This window comes from Roseateles sp. (genome assembly GCF_046300915.1).
Lineage (GTDB): Bacteria > Pseudomonadota > Gammaproteobacteria > Burkholderiales > Burkholderiaceae_C > Kinneretia.
In genome coordinates this window covers 1-15732 of sequence record NZ_JBKCLH010000052.1, presented here as the reverse complement: position 1 = coordinate 15732, position 15732 = coordinate 1, and the positions used below count along the sequence as shown (strand labels likewise).

The 15732-nt window shown below is 67.0% G+C and carries 16 protein-coding genes; 14 read left to right on the top strand and 2 right to left on the bottom strand.

Annotated elements, in window-relative coordinates; genetic code table 11:
- The first annotated feature begins 56 nt into the window (after positions 1-56).
- The 12 genes from rseP to ACK5F2_RS03870 all read left to right on the top strand — a co-directional run bounded on the left by rseP (position 57) and on the right by ACK5F2_RS03870 (position 10323).
- Positions 57-878, top strand: coding sequence for an RIP metalloprotease RseP (gene rseP, locus ACK5F2_RS03925; RefSeq protein WP_409862938.1), 822 nt, complete (start codon positions 57-59; stop codon positions 876-878).
- Positions 879-888: 10 nt separating this feature from the next.
- Positions 889-3198, top strand: coding sequence for an outer membrane protein assembly factor BamA (gene bamA / locus ACK5F2_RS03920; protein ID WP_409862937.1), 2310 nt, complete (start codon positions 889-891; stop codon positions 3196-3198).
- Positions 3198-3707: an OmpH family outer membrane protein gene (locus ACK5F2_RS03915; RefSeq protein ID WP_409862935.1), complete on the top strand. Its 510-nt coding sequence runs from the start codon at positions 3198-3200 to the stop codon at positions 3705-3707. The genes bamA and ACK5F2_RS03915 overlap by 1 nt, the downstream gene beginning before the upstream one ends.
- 17 nt (positions 3708-3724) lie before the next feature.
- Positions 3725-4753 (top strand): UDP-3-O-(3-hydroxymyristoyl)glucosamine N-acyltransferase, encoded by a 1029-nt coding sequence (lpxD, locus tag ACK5F2_RS03910; RefSeq protein ID WP_409862934.1) that lies wholly within the window; start codon positions 3725-3727, stop codon positions 4751-4753.
- Positions 4750-5208: a 3-hydroxyacyl-ACP dehydratase FabZ gene (fabZ, locus tag ACK5F2_RS03905; protein ID WP_409862933.1), complete on the top strand. Its 459-nt coding sequence runs from the start codon at positions 4750-4752 to the stop codon at positions 5206-5208. Before lpxD ends, fabZ begins: the two co-directional genes overlap by 4 nt.
- A 19-nt stretch (positions 5209-5227) precedes the next feature.
- Positions 5228-6010, top strand: coding sequence for an acyl-ACP--UDP-N-acetylglucosamine O-acyltransferase (gene lpxA / locus ACK5F2_RS03900; RefSeq protein WP_409862931.1), 783 nt, complete (start codon positions 5228-5230; stop codon positions 6008-6010).
- Positions 6011-6014: 4 nt separating this feature from the next.
- On the top strand, positions 6015-7151 hold the full coding sequence (gene lpxB, locus ACK5F2_RS03895; protein WP_409862930.1) for a lipid-A-disaccharide synthase: 1137 nt from the start codon (positions 6015-6017) through the stop codon (positions 7149-7151).
- The gene (gene rnhB, locus ACK5F2_RS03890; protein ID WP_409862929.1) at positions 7123-7761 is read left to right on the top strand and encodes a ribonuclease HII; all 639 of its coding nucleotides are present in this window, start codon (positions 7123-7125) and stop codon (positions 7759-7761) included. The genes lpxB and rnhB overlap by 29 nt, the downstream gene beginning before the upstream one ends.
- A complete protein-coding gene (locus ACK5F2_RS03885) occupies positions 7758-8546 on the top strand; it encodes a TrmH family RNA methyltransferase (protein ID WP_409862927.1) in 789 nt (262 codons plus the stop codon). Before rnhB ends, ACK5F2_RS03885 begins: the two co-directional genes overlap by 4 nt.
- A 138-nt stretch (positions 8547-8684) precedes the next feature.
- Complete coding sequence (locus ACK5F2_RS03880) at positions 8685-8948, top strand: hypothetical protein (RefSeq protein ID WP_409862926.1); 264 nt, start codon at positions 8685-8687, stop codon at positions 8946-8948.
- A 9-nt stretch (positions 8949-8957) separates the two neighbouring features.
- On the top strand, positions 8958-9893 hold the full coding sequence (locus tag ACK5F2_RS03875) for a DUF692 family multinuclear iron-containing protein (protein WP_409862925.1): 936 nt from the start codon (positions 8958-8960) through the stop codon (positions 9891-9893).
- The gene (locus tag ACK5F2_RS03870; protein WP_409862924.1) at positions 9883-10323 is read left to right on the top strand and encodes a hypothetical protein; all 441 of its coding nucleotides are present in this window, start codon (positions 9883-9885) and stop codon (positions 10321-10323) included. Before ACK5F2_RS03875 ends, ACK5F2_RS03870 begins: the two co-directional genes overlap by 11 nt.
- 22 nt (positions 10324-10345) lie before the next feature.
- On the opposite strand, the gene ACK5F2_RS03865 is transcribed toward ACK5F2_RS03870, so the two are convergent.
- The gene (locus ACK5F2_RS03865) at positions 10346-11170 is read right to left on the bottom strand and encodes a pyruvate, water dikinase regulatory protein (protein ID WP_409846030.1); all 825 of its coding nucleotides are present in this window, start codon (positions 11168-11170) and stop codon (positions 10346-10348) included.
- 210 nt (positions 11171-11380) lie between these two features.
- On the opposite strand from ACK5F2_RS03865, the gene ppsA reads away from it, so the two are divergent.
- Positions 11381-13789, top strand: coding sequence for a phosphoenolpyruvate synthase (gene ppsA / locus ACK5F2_RS03860; protein WP_409862923.1), 2409 nt, complete (start codon positions 11381-11383; stop codon positions 13787-13789).
- Between the two features lie 91 nt (positions 13790-13880).
- Here ppsA and fabR read toward each other — a convergent pair whose 3' ends face one another.
- Entirely contained in the window at positions 13881-14558 is a 678-nt protein-coding gene (gene fabR, locus ACK5F2_RS03855; RefSeq protein WP_409862921.1) for an HTH-type transcriptional repressor FabR, read from the bottom strand.
- Between the two features lie 132 nt (positions 14559-14690).
- On the opposite strand from fabR, the gene ACK5F2_RS03850 reads away from it, so the two are divergent.
- Positions 14691-15732 (top strand): ferredoxin reductase (locus tag ACK5F2_RS03850; RefSeq protein ID WP_409862920.1); only part of this gene is annotated, 1042 nt, incomplete at its 3' end.

The window sequence follows — 15732 nt, the reverse complement described above, 5'->3', positions numbered from 1 at the left end:
GCGGGCCGCTGCCCCCGCCGGTGGCCGGGGGCCCCACGGGGCATCTATCGTAAAGCGTGGCGCCGGGGCAGGGCCAGGGCCCGTGGGGGCTGCCCCCCGACAGCCTGGAGAAGCGCGAGCTCGACGCGCAGCTGCTGCGTCGTATCGGGCTGGGCGGTGCCTTCATGGCGCCGGTGCTGGGTGAGCTGAGTCCGGGCGGCGCCGGAGCCGAGGCGGGCCTGCAGCGCGGTGACCGGGTGCTGAGTGTGGACGGTCAGCCGGTGGTGGACGCAGCGGCCCTGCGCGAACGCATCCGCGCCAGTGGTCAGGGCGGTGTGGAGGGCGAGCGTGTCGCACCCATGCTGTGGCGGGTGGAGCGAGCGGGTCAGGTCTTGAGCCTGGAGCTGCGGCCCAAGGTCGTGCGCGATGGCGGCCAGCTGCTGGGCCGCATCGAGGCCCAGATCGGTGCGCCACCCGAGCTGCTCACCGTGAGTCATGGCCCGCTGGAGTCTCTGTGGTTGGGCGCGCGCCGGACCTGGGAGGTCTCGGCCCTGACACTGAACACCTTTGGCCGTATGCTGATTGGCGAGGCCTCGCTGAAAAACCTCAGCGGCCCCATCACCATTGCCGACTACGCCGGCCAGTCCGCACGCATGGGGCCAGCCCAGTACCTGAGCTTTTTGGCTCTGGTCAGCGTGAGTCTGGCGGTGCTGAACCTGCTCCCGCTGCCGATGCTCGATGGCGGGCACCTGATGTATTATCTTTTCGAGGGTCTGAGCGGCCGCCCCGTCTCGGAATGGTGGCAACAGCAGTTGCAGCGCGCTGGTGTGCTGATCATGCTGCTGATGATGACCTTGGCCCTTTCCAACGACATGGCCCGCTTGCTGGGCCTGCACTGACCTCACCCGCATGTCCGTATCCCGTCTTACGTCCGCGCGCCTGCGCCCGTCCGTCCTGAGTTTGGCGCTGGCCGCCGCCCTACAGGCCGGCTCTGCCTGGGCCGTCGATCCCTTCGTACTCAAGGACATCCGTGTCGAGGGCCTGCAGCGCACCGACCCCGGTACCGTGTTCGCCTCGCTGCCTTTCCGCATCGGGGAGACCTACAACGAGGAGAAGGGTGCGGCCGCGATCCGCGCCCTGTTCGCCACCGGCCTGTTCAAGGATGTGCGCATCCAGATCGATGGTGACTCGGCTGTCATCGTGATCGAGGAGCGCCCCATCATTGCGGCGGTGAGCTTCGTCGGCCTCAAGGAGTTTGATACCGAGGCACTGACCAAGTCGCTCAAGGATGTGGGTATCGGCGAGGGCAAGCCCTTCGACAAGGCGCTGGCTGACCGTGCCGAGCAGGAGCTCAAGCGCCAGTACCTGACCCGCAGCCTTTACGGCGCCGAGGTCACCACCACCATCACCCCGCTGGAACGCAATCGCGTCAACGTCAGCTTCCAGGTGACCGAGGGTGAGCCGGCCAAAATCGGTGAAATCCGCATTCTGGGCAACAAGGTCTTTTCCGAGAGCACGCTGGCCGGCTTGTTCGAGCAAACCACCAGCGGTTGGCTGACCTGGTACACCAAGACCGACCGCTACTCGCGCGCCAAGCTCAATGCCGACCTGGAGACCCTGCGCTCCTACTACCTGAATCGCGGCTATCTGGAGTTTGCTGTCACCGCCACGCAGGTGACGATCTCGCCGGACAAGCAGAGCATCAGCATCGCCATCACGGTCAACGAGGGGCAGCCCTACACCGTCACCGCCGTCAAGCTCGAGGGGGACTTCCTCGGGCGTGAGGAGGACTTCAAGAGCCTGATCGCCCTCAAGCCCGGCGAGGCGTATCGGGGTGAGGCTGTGGCTGCCACCACGCGTGCCTTCTCCGATCTCTACGGCACCTTCGGCTACGCGTTTGCGCGTGTCGACAGCCGTCCCGAGATCGACAGGGCAACCGGGCAGGTGGTGGTGACCTTCTCGGCCGAGCCTCAGCGCCGCGTCTATGTGCGCCGCGTCATCGTCTCGGGCAACACCCGCACCCGTGACGAAGTGATCCGCCGCGAATTCCGCCAGTTCGAATCCGCCTGGTACGACGGCGCCAAGATCAAGGCCTCGCGCGATCGCGTGGAACGCCTGGGTTATTTCAAGGACGTCAATATCGACACCGCCGAGGTGCCCGGTGCCCCCGATCAGGTCGATGTGACCCTGACCGTGACCGAGCGCCCGACCGGCAACATCATGGTCGGTGCCGGCTACTCCAGCCAGCAGCGGCTCTCGCTGTCCGGTTCGATCAAGCAGGACAACGTCTTCGGTTCGGGCAACTATCTGGGCATCGAGCTCAATACCGCCAAGACCGGCCGCGCCCTGGTGCTGTCCACGGTGGACCCCTACTTCACGGTGGACGGCGTCTCGCGCGCGGTCGATCTGTTCTACCGCACCACCAAGCCGCTCAACACCCTGGGTGAGGAGTACGAACTGGTCAGCCATGGGGCGGCGATCCGCTTCGGTGTGCCCTTCTCCGAAGTGGACACGGTGTTCTTCGGCATCGGTTACGAGAAGACGCGCATCTCCACCTCGGTGGGGCTGCCCAACAGCTACTTCCTGTTCCGTCAGCAGTTCGGCCCGTCGAGCACGGCCTTCCCGCTGACCATCGGCTGGCAGCGTGATGAGCGGGACAGCATCATCTCGCCCACGCGTGGCAAGTACCAGCGCGTGAACCTGGAGTTGAGCCCGACCGGCGATTCGCGCTATATGCGCGCCAATCTGCAGTACCAGCAGTACTTCCCGCTGTGGAGCAGCAAGTTCACGCTGGGCGTCAATGGTGAGCTGGGTTGGGGCAAGGGCATCTCGGGCCGTCCTTATCCGATCTTCAAGAACTTCTATGCCGGTGGCCTGGGTTCGGTGCGCGTGTTCGAGGGCAACTCGCTGGGCCCCGTGGACGTGACCGGCTCCTACTCGGGCGGCAACCGTCGCATGAACGGCAATATGGAGCTGTATGTGCCCGTGCCGGGCGCCGGCAATGACAAGACCTTCCGACTCTTCGGCTTCTTCGATGCCGGCAATGTCTGGGGATCGCATGAGAAAATCGAGGCCGGCGATATCCGTGCCTCGGCCGGTATCGGCCTGTCCTGGCTTTCCCCGATGGGCCCCCTCAAGATGAGCTACGGCACACCGGTGCGCAAGAAGCCTACGGATAGAATAGAACGTTTCCAATTCCAGATCGGGACTGCATTCTGATGATGAGCAAGCTGTTGAAATCGGCGGCCGTGGCCGCCATGCTGTGCGCTTCGGCCACGGGCCTGCAGGCGCAGGACCTGAAGATTGGCTATGTCAACAGCGAGCGCGTGATGCGAGAGGCCAATCTGGCCAAGGTCGCACAGGCCAAGCTTGAAACCGAGTTCAGCAAGCGCGAGAAGGAACTGAAGGATCTGGAGACCAGGCTTCGCGGTGCCGCCGAGAAGCTGGAGAAGGACAGTCCGACCCTCAGCGAGAACGAGCGCGGGCGTCGTCAGCGCGATCTGGTCGAGGCCGATCGTGACCTGCAGCGCAAGCGCCGTGAGTTCCAGGAAGACCTGGCTCAGCGCAAGAACGAAGAGCTCGGCATGCTGGTTGATCGCGCCAATCGCGTGATCAAGCAGATCTTCGATGCCGAGAAGTACGACCTGATCCTGCAGGACGCTGTGCATGCCAGCGCCCGTGTCGACATCACCAAGAAGGTGATCGACGCGCTGAACGCACAAAAGTAAACCGCGTCGGTCAGATCTTGCCCAAGATCACTGTTGCCGAACTGATCGCCGCCTTGGGCGGCGATCTTCTTGGTACCTCCGATCCGGTCATTGAGCGCATCGGCCCGCTGGACGGCGCCGATGCCGCCACGATTGCCTTCCTGGCCAATCCGCGCTACCAGCAGCAACTGGCGGGCAGCGCAGCGGGCTGCGTGATCCTGGCGCCAGCCCTGCGCGAGGTGGCCGAGGCCCGCGGCGGCAGCTACATCCTCACGCCCGATCCCTACCTCTACTTCGCCCGTCTCACCCAGTGGTGGGCCGTGCAGGTGCGCCCGCTGGGCGCGCCGCGCGTGCACCCGAGCGCGGTGATCGATCCCACGGCCGAGCTGGGCCCCGATGTGGATGTGGGGCCGCTCGCCGTGATCGAGGCAGGCGCCCGCATCGGCGCCGGTGCCCGCATCGGCGCGCACTGCGTCATCGGCGAACGCGCCGTGGTGGGCGAGGGCAGTCGGCTGGCCCCGCGCGTCACCCTGGGCTTTGACTGCCGCATTGGCGCACGCTGCATCCTGCACAGCGGCGTGGTGATCGGGGCCGACGGTTTCGGCTTCGCCCCCACGGCGGGGCGCTGGGAAAAGATCGAGCAGCTCGGCGCGGTGCGCATCGGTGACGATGTGGAGATCGGCGCCAACAGCTGCATCGACCGCGGCGCGCTGGATGACACGGTGCTGGAGGACGGCGTCAAGCTGGACAATCTGGTGCAGATCGGCCACAACGTCAAGGTCGGAGCCCATACGGCCATGGCGGGCTGTGCCGGTGTGGCCGGCAGTGCCGTGATCGGCCGCGGCTGCACCATCGGCGGCGGCGCCATCGTGCTGGGCCATCTGAGCCTGGCCGATGGCGTGCATGTCTCGGCCGCCACGGTGGTGACGCGCAGCATTGCCAAGCCCGGCCAGTACAGCGGCGTGTTTCCGTTCGACGAGAACGCCAGTTGGGAAAAGAACGCGGCGACGCTGCGACAGCTGCACGCCTTGCGAGAGCGCCTCAGAGCGCTGGAGAAGAAAGCATGACGACGACCACCCTGGACATCCACCAGATCCTCAAGAAGATCCCGCACCGCTATCCGATCCTGCTGATCGACCGCGTGCTGGAACTGGACAAGGGCAAGCGCATCCGCGCGCTGAAGAACGTCAGCATCAACGAGCCGCACTTCCTGGGCCACTTCCCGCACCGTCCGGTGATGCCGGGCGTGCTGATGCTCGAAGCCATGGCCCAGGCTGCCACGGTGCTGACCCTGATCAGCCTGGATACCGAACTGGATGACAGCACGGTCTGCTACTTTGCCGGCATCGACGGTGCGCGCTTCAAGCGTCCGGTGGAGCCGGGCGACCAGCTGGTGCTGGACGTGACCCTGGACCGCGCCAAGGCCGGCATCTTCAAGTACACCGGCCGGGCCTATGTGGGCGAGGACATCGCCTGCGAGGCCGAGCTGATGTGCACCATGCGTCGCATCGAAGCCGCCTGAGCGGGGAAGGGCCCAGACCATGATCCATGCCACCGCCATCGTTGATCCCAAGGCCGAGCTGGACAGTTCGGTCTCGGTAGGCCCCTACACGGTGATCGGCGCCGGTGTGCGCATTGGCGCCGGTACCAGCGTGGGCCCGCACTGCGTGATCGAGGGGCCGACCACCATCGGCCGCGACAACAAGATTTTCCAGTTCGCCTCCCTTGGTGCCGCGCCGCAGGACAAGAAGTACGCCGGCGAGCCCACCCAGCTGATCGTGGGCGACCGCAACACCATCCGCGAGTTCTGCACCATGAACCGCGGCACGGTGCAGGACGACGGCATCACCTCCCTGGGCGATGACAACTGGATCATGGCCTATGTGCACCTGGCGCATGACTGCAAGGTCGGCAACCGGGTCATCATGGCCAACAACGCGCAGCTGGCGGGCCATGTGCATGTCGGCGACTGGGCCATCCTGGGCGGTTTCACCGCGGTGCACCAGTTCGTGCACATCGGCGCGCACAGCATGACGGGCCTGGGCTCCATCCTCTTCCAGGACCTGCCGCCCTTCATCATGGCTGCCGGCAATATCGCCGAGGCGCGCAGCTTCAATCTCGAAGGCCTCAAGCGCCGCGGCTTCACGCCCGAGCAGCTCAACGCGGTCAAGCAGATGTACCGTCTGCTCTACCGTCGCGGCCTGACCGTGGAGCAGGCCCAGATCGAGATGGCCGGCCTGCAGGCCTCGCATCCCGAGGCGCGCGACACCATCCAGCTGATGCTGGACTTCCTCAAGACCGCCACGCGCGGCATCCTCCGCTGAGACCATGATCGACACCGCGCCCCGCTTTGGCATGGTGGCCGGCGAGGCCTCCGGTGATCTGCTCGGCGGCCTGCTGCTGGCCGGCTTGCGCCAGCGCTGGCCCGAGCTGCAGGCCCAGGGCATAGGCGGGCCCCGCATGGACCAGGGCGGCTTCGAGTCCTGGTGGCCGCATCACAAGCTCTCGGTCTTCGGCTATGTGGACGCGCTGATGCATCTGCGCGAGATCCTGGCCATCCGCAAGCAGCTGATGGGCCGTCTGCTGGCCGACAAGCCGCGCGCCTTCATCGGCATCGATGCGCCGGACTTCAACTTCGTGGTCGAGGCCCGGCTCAAGGCCGAGGGCGTCAAGGCCATCCACTTCGTCTGCCCCTCCATCTGGGCCTGGCGCGGGGAGCGGGTGCAAAAGATCCGCGACTCGGTGGACCATGTGCTCTGCCTCTTCCCCTTCGAGCCGGCCCTGTTGCACGAGGCCGGCATCGCCGCCACCTATGTGGGCCATCCGCTGGCCGATGCGATTCCGCTGGAGCCGCCGCGCGCCGCCAGCCGTGCGGCCCTGGGCCTGGGCGAGGGCGACACCGTGGTGGCCCTGCTGCCGGGCAGCCGCAAGAGCGAGGTGCGCTATATCGCCGCGCCCCTGCTGCAGGCCGCGGCCCTGATGCAGAAGGCGCGGCCGGCGCTGCGCTTCGTGCTGCCGGTGGCGCCGGGCCTGCGTGCCCTGATCGAACCCCTGGTGCCCGCGGGCCTGGAGATCCAGCTGCTGGACGGCCGCTCGCACGAGGCCCTGGCCGCCTGCGACGTGACCCTGGTGGCCAGCGGCACCGCCACCCTGGAGGCCGCGCTCTTCAAGCGCCCCATGGTGATTGCCTACCGCATGCACTGGCTGAACTGGCGCCGCATCAGCGGCCAGCGCTACCAGCCCTGGGTGGGCCTGCCCAATGTGCTGGCGCGCGAGTTCCTGGTGCCCGAGCTGCTGCAGGACGAATGCACGCCCGAGGCCCTGGCCGCCGAAGGCCTGGCCTGGCTGGACGAGCCCGAGCGCTACGCGCGGGTGCAGGCCCGCTTTGCCGAGCAACACCAACTCCTGCGCCGCAACACGGCTCAGCTGGCCACGGATGCCATTGCGCAAGTCATCGGCCTCTGAGTCGCCGCAGCAGCTGGGCCTGGCCTGGGATGCGCCGGGCCTGATCGCCGGCGTGGACGAGGCAGGCCGCGGCCCCCTGGCCGGCCCGGTGGTGGCCGCCGCGGTGATTCTGGACGAGCTCAATCCGATTGCCGGCCTGGGCGACTCCAAGACCCTGAGCGAGAAGAAGCGCGAGCGCCTCTTCGACGAGATCCGCGCCAAGGCCCTGTGCTGCTGCATTGCCGAGGCCAGCGTGGAGGAGATCGACCAGCTCAATATCCTGCAGGCCACGATGCTGGCCATGCGCCGCGCGGTGGAGGGCCTGCGCCTCAAGCCCGCCAAGGTGCTGGTGGACGGCAACCGCCTGCCCGTGCTCAAGGTGCCGGCCGAGGCCATTGTCAAGGGCGATGCCCTGGTGCAGGCCATCTCGGCCGCCTCCATCCTGGCCAAGGTCACGCGCGATCGTCAGTGCCTGGCCATGCACGAGACCCATCCCGAGTACGGCTTTGCCACCCACAAGGGCTATCCCACCGCCGATCATCTGGCCGCCCTGCGTGCCCACGGTGTGAGCGCCTGGCACCGGCGCAGCTTTGCCCCGGTGCGCCAGATCCTGGAGACTTCCGCCCCATGAGCACGCCCAAGGTTCTGCACATCACCGCCCGGGACAACCCCAACCTGCAGCGCCTGCGCAAGCTGAGCCAGGACGCCGCGGCCTACCGCAAGCTGGGCTCGGTCTGGCTGGAGGGTGACCATCTGGCCCGTGCCCTGCTGCAGCGCGGCCAGCTGCCCCTGCTGGCCGTGGTCAGCGAGGCTGCCTATGCCGAACCCGCGCTGCGCGAGCTGGCCGACGCGGCGCCGCGCGTGCTGGTCCTGCCCCTGGCCCTGTTCAAGAGCATCAGCGGCCTGGAGTCGCCGGCCCAGATCGGTTTCGAGGTGGCGCATGCCGCGGGTCTGAGCCCGCTCAAGGGCTTGGACAGTGTGGTGCTGGACCGCCTGCAGGACGCCGGCAATGTGGGCACCATCCTGCGCAGTGCCGCGGCCTTCGGCTTCCGTCAGGTGCTGGCGCTCAAGGGCACGGCGGCGCTGTGGAGTGCCAAGGTGCTGCGCGCCGGCATGGGCGCGCATTTCGGCCTGCGCCTGGTCGAGGGCCTGGCCCCCGAGGACCTGGACGGTCTGGACCTGCCGCTGATCGCCACCAGCTCCCACGCCCAGTCCCAGCTGCACCAGACCCGCCTGCCCAGCCCCTGTGCCTGGGTCATGGGCCATGAAGGGCAGGGCGTGCAGCCGGCCCTGATGCAGCGCTGCGGGCAGACCGTGGGCATTCCGCAGCCGGGGGGCGAGGAATCGCTGAATGTGGGTAGCGCCGCGGCCGTCTGCCTCTATGAAAGCGCGCGCCAGCGACTCAGTGCGACCTAGGCCACCCCCTAACTTGACCTGAGCCTTGGGCGCTGAAGCTCCCCCACACTAGCGGCATCCGGCAGGCTGCGGGGCGCACTCATTGATCGGGCGCCGTTTGGGCCACCGGGACTCCACCGTTATCGCCAGGAGAGTCTGATGGCCAGCAAGCAATACGCCGCTGCCGTGGTTGCAGGCAGAACGTCGACCCCGGGTCCGTGCGGAACGGTGCGCACGCGTCGACCGCAACTCGCGTCAAGCGGCATTGAGGCCGTCGGTGCCGCGGACCGCAGTTCCGAGCTGCTCCACATGCTTTCCTGTCCCCAATGTCTGTCCGGACGCGTTCGCTTTGAGGGCGCGGACGATCTTGTCCGTCGCGTGGTCAGTGTTGGCGTGCTGGCCGACGAGCTCGCAATCGACTGAGTGTCGGCCGTGGCCGCCGGTTTGCCGCCGCGTCCGCGAGTCGGCCTGCTCTACAACCCCAGCACGCCGGCCCTGCTGGCCCATGCGCCCGAGCTGGTCGAGCACCTCTCGGCTATGCCCGATCGCTTTTGGTTCGACTTCGGCCAGGGGCCTGAGGCGGGCGGCGGGCCGCGCTTTCGATATCTTCGGCCGGCCCTGGCCGAGCTGACCCAGGCCCTGCCGGGCCGCAGCCTGGCCGGCCATGGCCTGAGCCTGTCTCTGCCCAGCGCCATGCCGCTGGATGAAGGCATGCTGGCGGCGGTGTCCGCCGTTTCGGGTGATCTGGGCGGCTTTGCCTGGTACGGCGAGCATCTGAGCGTTTTCGCCACGCCGCGCGCCCGCGTGCCCAATGCTCAGGCGGGCCTGGGCCTGCCCCTGTCCTATGATCAGGCGCAGCTTGAGCTGCTTCTGCCCAAGCTGCGGCGGCTTGCGCAGCGCCTGGGTTGCCGCGTGCTGCTGGAGAACCCGGCGCAGTTCACGCCCGTGCCGGACATGGACTACAGCGAGCCCGAGTTCCTGAACCTGCTGCATCAGCAGGGCGCCTGCGGCACCCTGCTCGATCTGCACAATCTGCTGGTCTGTGCCCGCAACGGCGTGGCCGACCCGCGGGACTATCTGGACGCCTTGGACCCCGCCGCGGTGGAGGAGGTGCATCTGGCTGGCGGCGACGAGTTCGGCGGTTTTTATATGGACAGCCACGCCGGCCTCACTCCGCCCGAGGTCTGGGACTGGGCCTACGACTTCCTGCCGCGCTGCCGCCGCCTGCGCGCCATCACCCTGGAGTACCAGGAGTCTTATTTCGAGCTGCTGGGCCTGCCCGCGCTGAGTCGCGAGCTGGAGCGAATGCATGCGCTGGCCGAACACTGTGCACAGCGCGCGCCGCATGAGGTCAGCCATGCTGGCTGACTTTCAGCAGGCCCTGGCGGATCTGGTGGCCTCGCCGCCGCTGTGCAATGCCGTGCGCGGGGACGAGACCTTGCTGGCCCAGCGCTACAGGCTGACTGAGCGTGAACGGGCCCGCTTGCAGGCGATGGCCCGCCACCGCGGCATGCAGGCCGCCTGCTCGGTCTACCGCATGAACCGCATCACGCCGCTGATGATGAATCTGCGCGCCACTCTGCAGGCGCTGGGCGAGCGCCTGCCCGGCCTGTGCTCGCGCTACTGGGCAGAGCACACCAGCGGCCACACGCATTTCTATCTGGAATCGGCGCGCTTTTGCGAATGGCTGGCGCCCCAACTGGCGGCCGATGACCCGGCCCAAGCGGCGCTGGTGCAGGAATGGGCCCAGGTGCGCGAGGCGCTGGCGGTCGCCCTGGCCCTGGAGTCGGAGCCGTAGCGGCTTCGTTTCGGCAGAGTGCTCAGTAGATCAGCCGGTCCGGCCGGATGTCGCGCAGGATGGTGGTGGCGATTTCCTCGATGGACTTGTGGGTCGAGGAGAGCCAGGAGATGCCCTCGCGCTTCATCATCTTCTCGGCCTCGTTGACCTCGTAGCGGCAGTTCATCATGTCCGCGTACTTGCTGCCGGGGCGGCGCTCGTTGCGTACCTGGGCCAGACGGTCGGGATCGATGGTCAGGCCGAAGCACTTGGCCTTGTGCGGCAGCAGGCTAGCCGGCAGCTTGCCGCGCTCGAAGTCCTCGGGGATCAGGGGGTAGTTGGCGGCCTTGATGCCATGCTGCATGGCCAGGTAGAGCGAGGTGGGCGTCTTGCCGCAGCGGCTCACGCCCACCAGGATCACATCGGCCGAGACCAGGTTCTTGGCCGACTGGCCGTCGTCATGGGCCAGGGAGAAGTTGATGGCCTCGATACGGTCGTGATACTCCTGGCTGCGCGCCACATCCGAGAAGCGGCCCACCCGGTGATTGCTCTTGACGCCGAACTCCTCCTCCAGCGGCTCGATGAAGGTGGCGAACATATCGATCACCCGGCCCTGGCAGTGGTCGCGCACGATCTTGAGCACATCGCGGTCCACCAGGGTGGCGAAGACGATGGCGCGCTGACCCTCGCGCTCGCCCGTCTCGTTGATCTCGCGCACCACGGCATAGGCCTTCTCGGCGTTGTCCACGAAGGGGCGGCGCACGTGCCGTGGCTTCATGGGGAACTGGGCCAGGATGGAATTGCCGAAGGTTTCTGCCGTGATGCCGGTGCCGTCGGAGACAAAGTACACGGTGCGCTGGGTGTTCATGGTCGGGACGCTCTAGAGTGTCTTGTCATCATAAGTGGGCTTGCCCGTAGAATCGGCTCAAAGCCTCCCCCCGACGCGCATCACCATGCAGCCCGACCGCCTCCTACAAGAATCCAGAAATGCTGGTTCTGCGGCTGCTCGCGTCCCCTCCGCGCAAGCCTTGCCGATTGCGCCGGGAGCCCCGAGTTTTCAACATCACGGAGCTTTCCCATGTCCTCTCGCTACGAGCCGACCGCCCTGGTCGTTCCCTTTGAGAATCTGAGAATGACGGACGTCGAGGTGGTTGGTGGCAAGAACGCCAGCCTCGGCGAAATGATCTCCCAGCTCGCCGCCTCCGGCGTGCGCGTGCCCGGCGGCTTTGCCACCACGGCGCATGCCTTCCGCGAGTTCCTCAAGTACGAGGGCCTGGATCAGCGCATCCAGGCACGCCTGTCCACCCTGGATACCGATGACGTCAAGGCCCTGGCCGAGGTCGGCGCCGAGATTCGCGGCTGGGTGGAGGCGCAGCCTTTCCCCGCCGATCTGGAAGCCCAGATCCGCAGCGCCTTTGCCGAGCTGACCGCCGGCAATCCCGATGCTTCCTTTGCCGTGCGTTCCTCCGCCACCGCGGAAGACCTGCCCGACGCCTCCTTCGCCGGCCAGCAGGAAACCTTCCTGAACGTGGTGGGCATCGAGGAAGTGCTGCACAAGATGAAGGAGGTCTTCGCCTCCCTCTACAACGACCGTGCCATCAGCTACCGCGTGCACAAGGGCTTTGCCCACGCCGATGTGGCCCTGTCGGCCGGCGTGCAGCGCATGGTGCGCTCCGATCTGGGTTCCGCCGGTGTGATGTTCACCATCGACACCGAGAGCGGATTCAAGGACGTGGTCTTCATTACCTCCAGCTACGGTCTGGGCGAGACGGTGGTGCAGGGCGCCGTGAACCCGGATGAGTTCTATGTGCACAAGCCGGCGCTGAAGAGCGGCAAGTTCCCGGTGATCCGCCGCAATCTGGGCTCCAAGCTGATCCGCATGGAGTTTGCGAGCCCCGAGGAAAAGGCGGCCAGCGGCAAGCTGGTCAAGACGGTGGATACGGCGCCGGAAGCGCGCAACCGCTATTCCCTGTCCGATGCCGAGGTGATCGAGCTGTCGCAATACGCCCTGGTCATCGAGCAGCACTATGGCCGCCCCATGGACGTGGAATGGGGCCGTGACGGCATTGACGGCAAGCTCTACATCCTGCAGGCCCGCCCCGAGACGGTGAAGAGCCAGGCCGAAGGCCAGGTCGAGCATCGCTACAAGCTCAAGGGCCACAGCACCGTGCTGGCCGAGGGCCGTGCCATCGGCCAGAAGATCGGCACCGGCCCGGTGCGCCTGGTCCACAGCGTGGCCGAGATGGAGCGCGTGCAGCCCGGCGACGTGCTGGTCACCGACATGACCGACCCGAACTGGGAGCCGGTGATGAAGCGCGCCAGCGCCATCGTCACCAACCGCGGCGGCCGCACCTGCCACGCGGCCATCATCGCGCGCGAGCTGGGCATCCCGGCCGTGGTGGGCTGCGGCGACGCCACCGAGAAGCTCAAGGACGGCCAGCTGGTCACCGTGGCCTGCTCCGAAGGTGACACCGGCCATATCTACGATGGCCTGCTGGAGACCGAGGTCAGCGAGGTGCACCGCGGTGAGCTGCCCTACTGCCCCGTCAAGATCATGATGAATGTGGGTAACCCGCAGCTGGCCTTCAACTTCGCGCAGATGCCCAGCGCTGGCGTGGGCCTGGCCCGCCTCGAGTTCATCATCAACAACAATATTGGCGTCCACCCCAAGGCCATCCTGGACTATCCGAACATCGATGCCGACCTGAAGAAGGCCGTGGAATCGGTGGCCCGTGGCCACGCCTCGCCGCGTGCCTTCTATGTGGACAAGCTGGTCGAGGGTGTGGCCACCATCGCCGCGGCCTTCTACCCGCGTCCGGTGATCGTGCGCCTCTCCGACTTCAAGAGCAACGAGTACAAGAAGCTGATCGGCGGCTCGCGCTACGAGCCCGATGAAGAGAATCCCATGCTGGGCTTCCGCGGTGCCTCGCGCTATATCAGCGGCGAGTTCAGCGATGCCTTCGCGATGGAGTGCGAGGCGCTCAAGCGCGTGCGCAACGAGATGGGCCTGACCAATGTGGAACTGATGGTGCCCTTCGTCCGCACGGTCAAGCAGGCCGAGCGCGTGGTGGGCATGCTGGCCGAGCGCGGCCTCAAGCGCGCCGCCGCCGGTGGCCAGGATGGGCTGCGCATCATCCTGATGTGCGAAGTGCCCTCCAATGCCATCCTGGCCGAGCAGTTCCTGGAGCATTTCGACGGCATGTCCATCGGCTCCAACGACCTGACCCAGCTGACCCTGGGCCTGGACCGAGACTCCGGCCTGGAGCTGCTGGCCGGCGATTTCGATGAGCGCGACCCCGCCGTCAAGGCCCTGATCTCGCGTGCCATCACCGCCTGCCGTGCCACGGGCAAGTACATCGGCATCTGCGGCCAGGGCCCCAGCGACCATCCGGACTTTGCCGACTGGCTGGCCCAGGAAGGCATCGTGTCCATCTCCCTGAACCCCGACACGGTGATCGAGACCTGGCAGCGCCTGGCCAAGCGCTAAGGCACCGCGCGTTTCACGCGCCCAGCAAAAAGCCCGCTTCGGCGGGCTTTTTTGCGTCATGGGCTGAGGTGCCGAGGGGAGTGCGCGGTGCTCAATGGTCCGGGGACCCCGTCACCGCCAGGGTCTGCGTGCCGGTGATGATCATACGCACCATCACGATCAGCTGCTCGGTCAGCTCGGGCAGCTTGTCGTGGGGCAGGTCCATGGCGGTCGAGCCCATGGCGAAGACCAGGCGGGTGATGGCCTTGGCGGTGAGGGCCGGCTCGTAAAGCCCGGTCTGATTGACCTCGGCCAGGCGGATCAGGTCAAGCCGCAACTCTTCCTCGAAGAAGAGCAGTTGGCGGTCCACCGCGTGCTTGAAGGCGTCCGAGCCCACCGTGCCCTCGCGCAGCAGGATGTGCAGCAGGCGGTCGTCCGAGCGCAGCTGTTCGATGAAGGCCTGCACCGCGCTGCGCACCACACTATTGCCGTGACTGGCGCGCAGCCGCGCCTCACCGATGATTTCCCGCAGCGACTTGCCCGCCATATCGATCAGGGTGACGGCCAACTCGTCCATATCGCGGAACTGGCGATAGAAGCTATTGGGCGCGATACCGGCTTCACGAGCCACCTCACGCAGGCTCAGCGTCGAGACACTGCGGTGCGGCCCCACCAGCTTGAGGGCGGCCTGCACGATGTCTTCACGGGAAATCACCGCCTTGCGACCCGGTTGGGACGAGGACAGCGTGGCGGCGGCTTGTTCCGCCTCGAGCATGAGAAGGCTTGTCATGGCTTTGTGCGAGAGTGCGCATCATACCGAAGGGCATTTGATATACATCTGTATAGACGGGTGTATGTGTGGCCGTATACTGCGCGCCGACCCGATCCGGATTCCTGCTGATTGGCGTCGAACGGAGTATTTGTGTCCTCTTTTGCACCTGCGCGTGGCGGCTTGCTGCGCCGACTGCTGGGTCCCGTGGTGGATCCGGCCGTGTTTGACTTCTGGCTGGGCCTGCTCAATCGCAGCTGGACCTGGGATCGCCCGCTGGCGCGGGTGTTGGAGCGGCGGGCCGAGTCCGCCGATGCCGTGACCCTGGTGCTCAAGCCCAATCGTCACTGGCGGGGCTTTCGTGCCGGCCAGCATCTGAATATTGCCGCCGAGATCGACGGTCGCCGCGTCACCCGCAGCTACAGCCTGAGCGATCGGCCGCGCACGGATGGCCGCATCACCATCACCGTCAAGCGGGTGGAGGGCGGCAAGCTGTCCAACCATCTGTGCGATCGGGTCCGTGAGGGCGAGATGCTCTCCATCGACGAGGCCTATGGTGATCTGCATTGGCCCGCCACGGGTGAGGCTGCTGGCCTCTTTCTGGCCGCCGGCAGCGGCATCACGCCGCTGATGAGCCTGACCCGTGCCTGGGCGGCGGCCGGCGCGCCCGGTGCCCTGACCCTGATCTACTGGGCCCGCAGCGCCGAGCAGCTTTGCTTTGCCCCGGAACTGCAAGCCCTGGCCCAGGCCCAGCCGCGCTTTCGCCTGCACCTGATGCTGACCCAGGACGCCCAGGCGCCGGCGGCCCGCATCAATGCAGACCAGCTGGGTTCCCTGCTGGGCCCCAGCGCAGGCTGGCAGGACCTGCAGGTGCTGGCCTGTGGGCCGGGTGGCTTTGTGGACACGGCGAGCCAGCTGCTGGCGCCCCGCGTGCAGCGCTTTCAGGCCGAGGCCTTTTCGCCCGCGGCGCCCATCGCTTTGGACGAAGTGCGCCCCGTCACCGTGGAGCTGCGCCGCAGCGGCCGCAGCCTGACGCTGAGCAGCGGTGAGAGCCTGCTCAGCGCGCTGGAGGCCCAGGGCCTGCGGCCCCCCTCGGGCGGCCGCATGGGCCTCTGCCCCACCTGCGTCTGCACCAAGCACCAAGGCCCGCTGCACAACCGACATCCCGGCGAGCGCGCCGCCCCGCCCCGCAGCC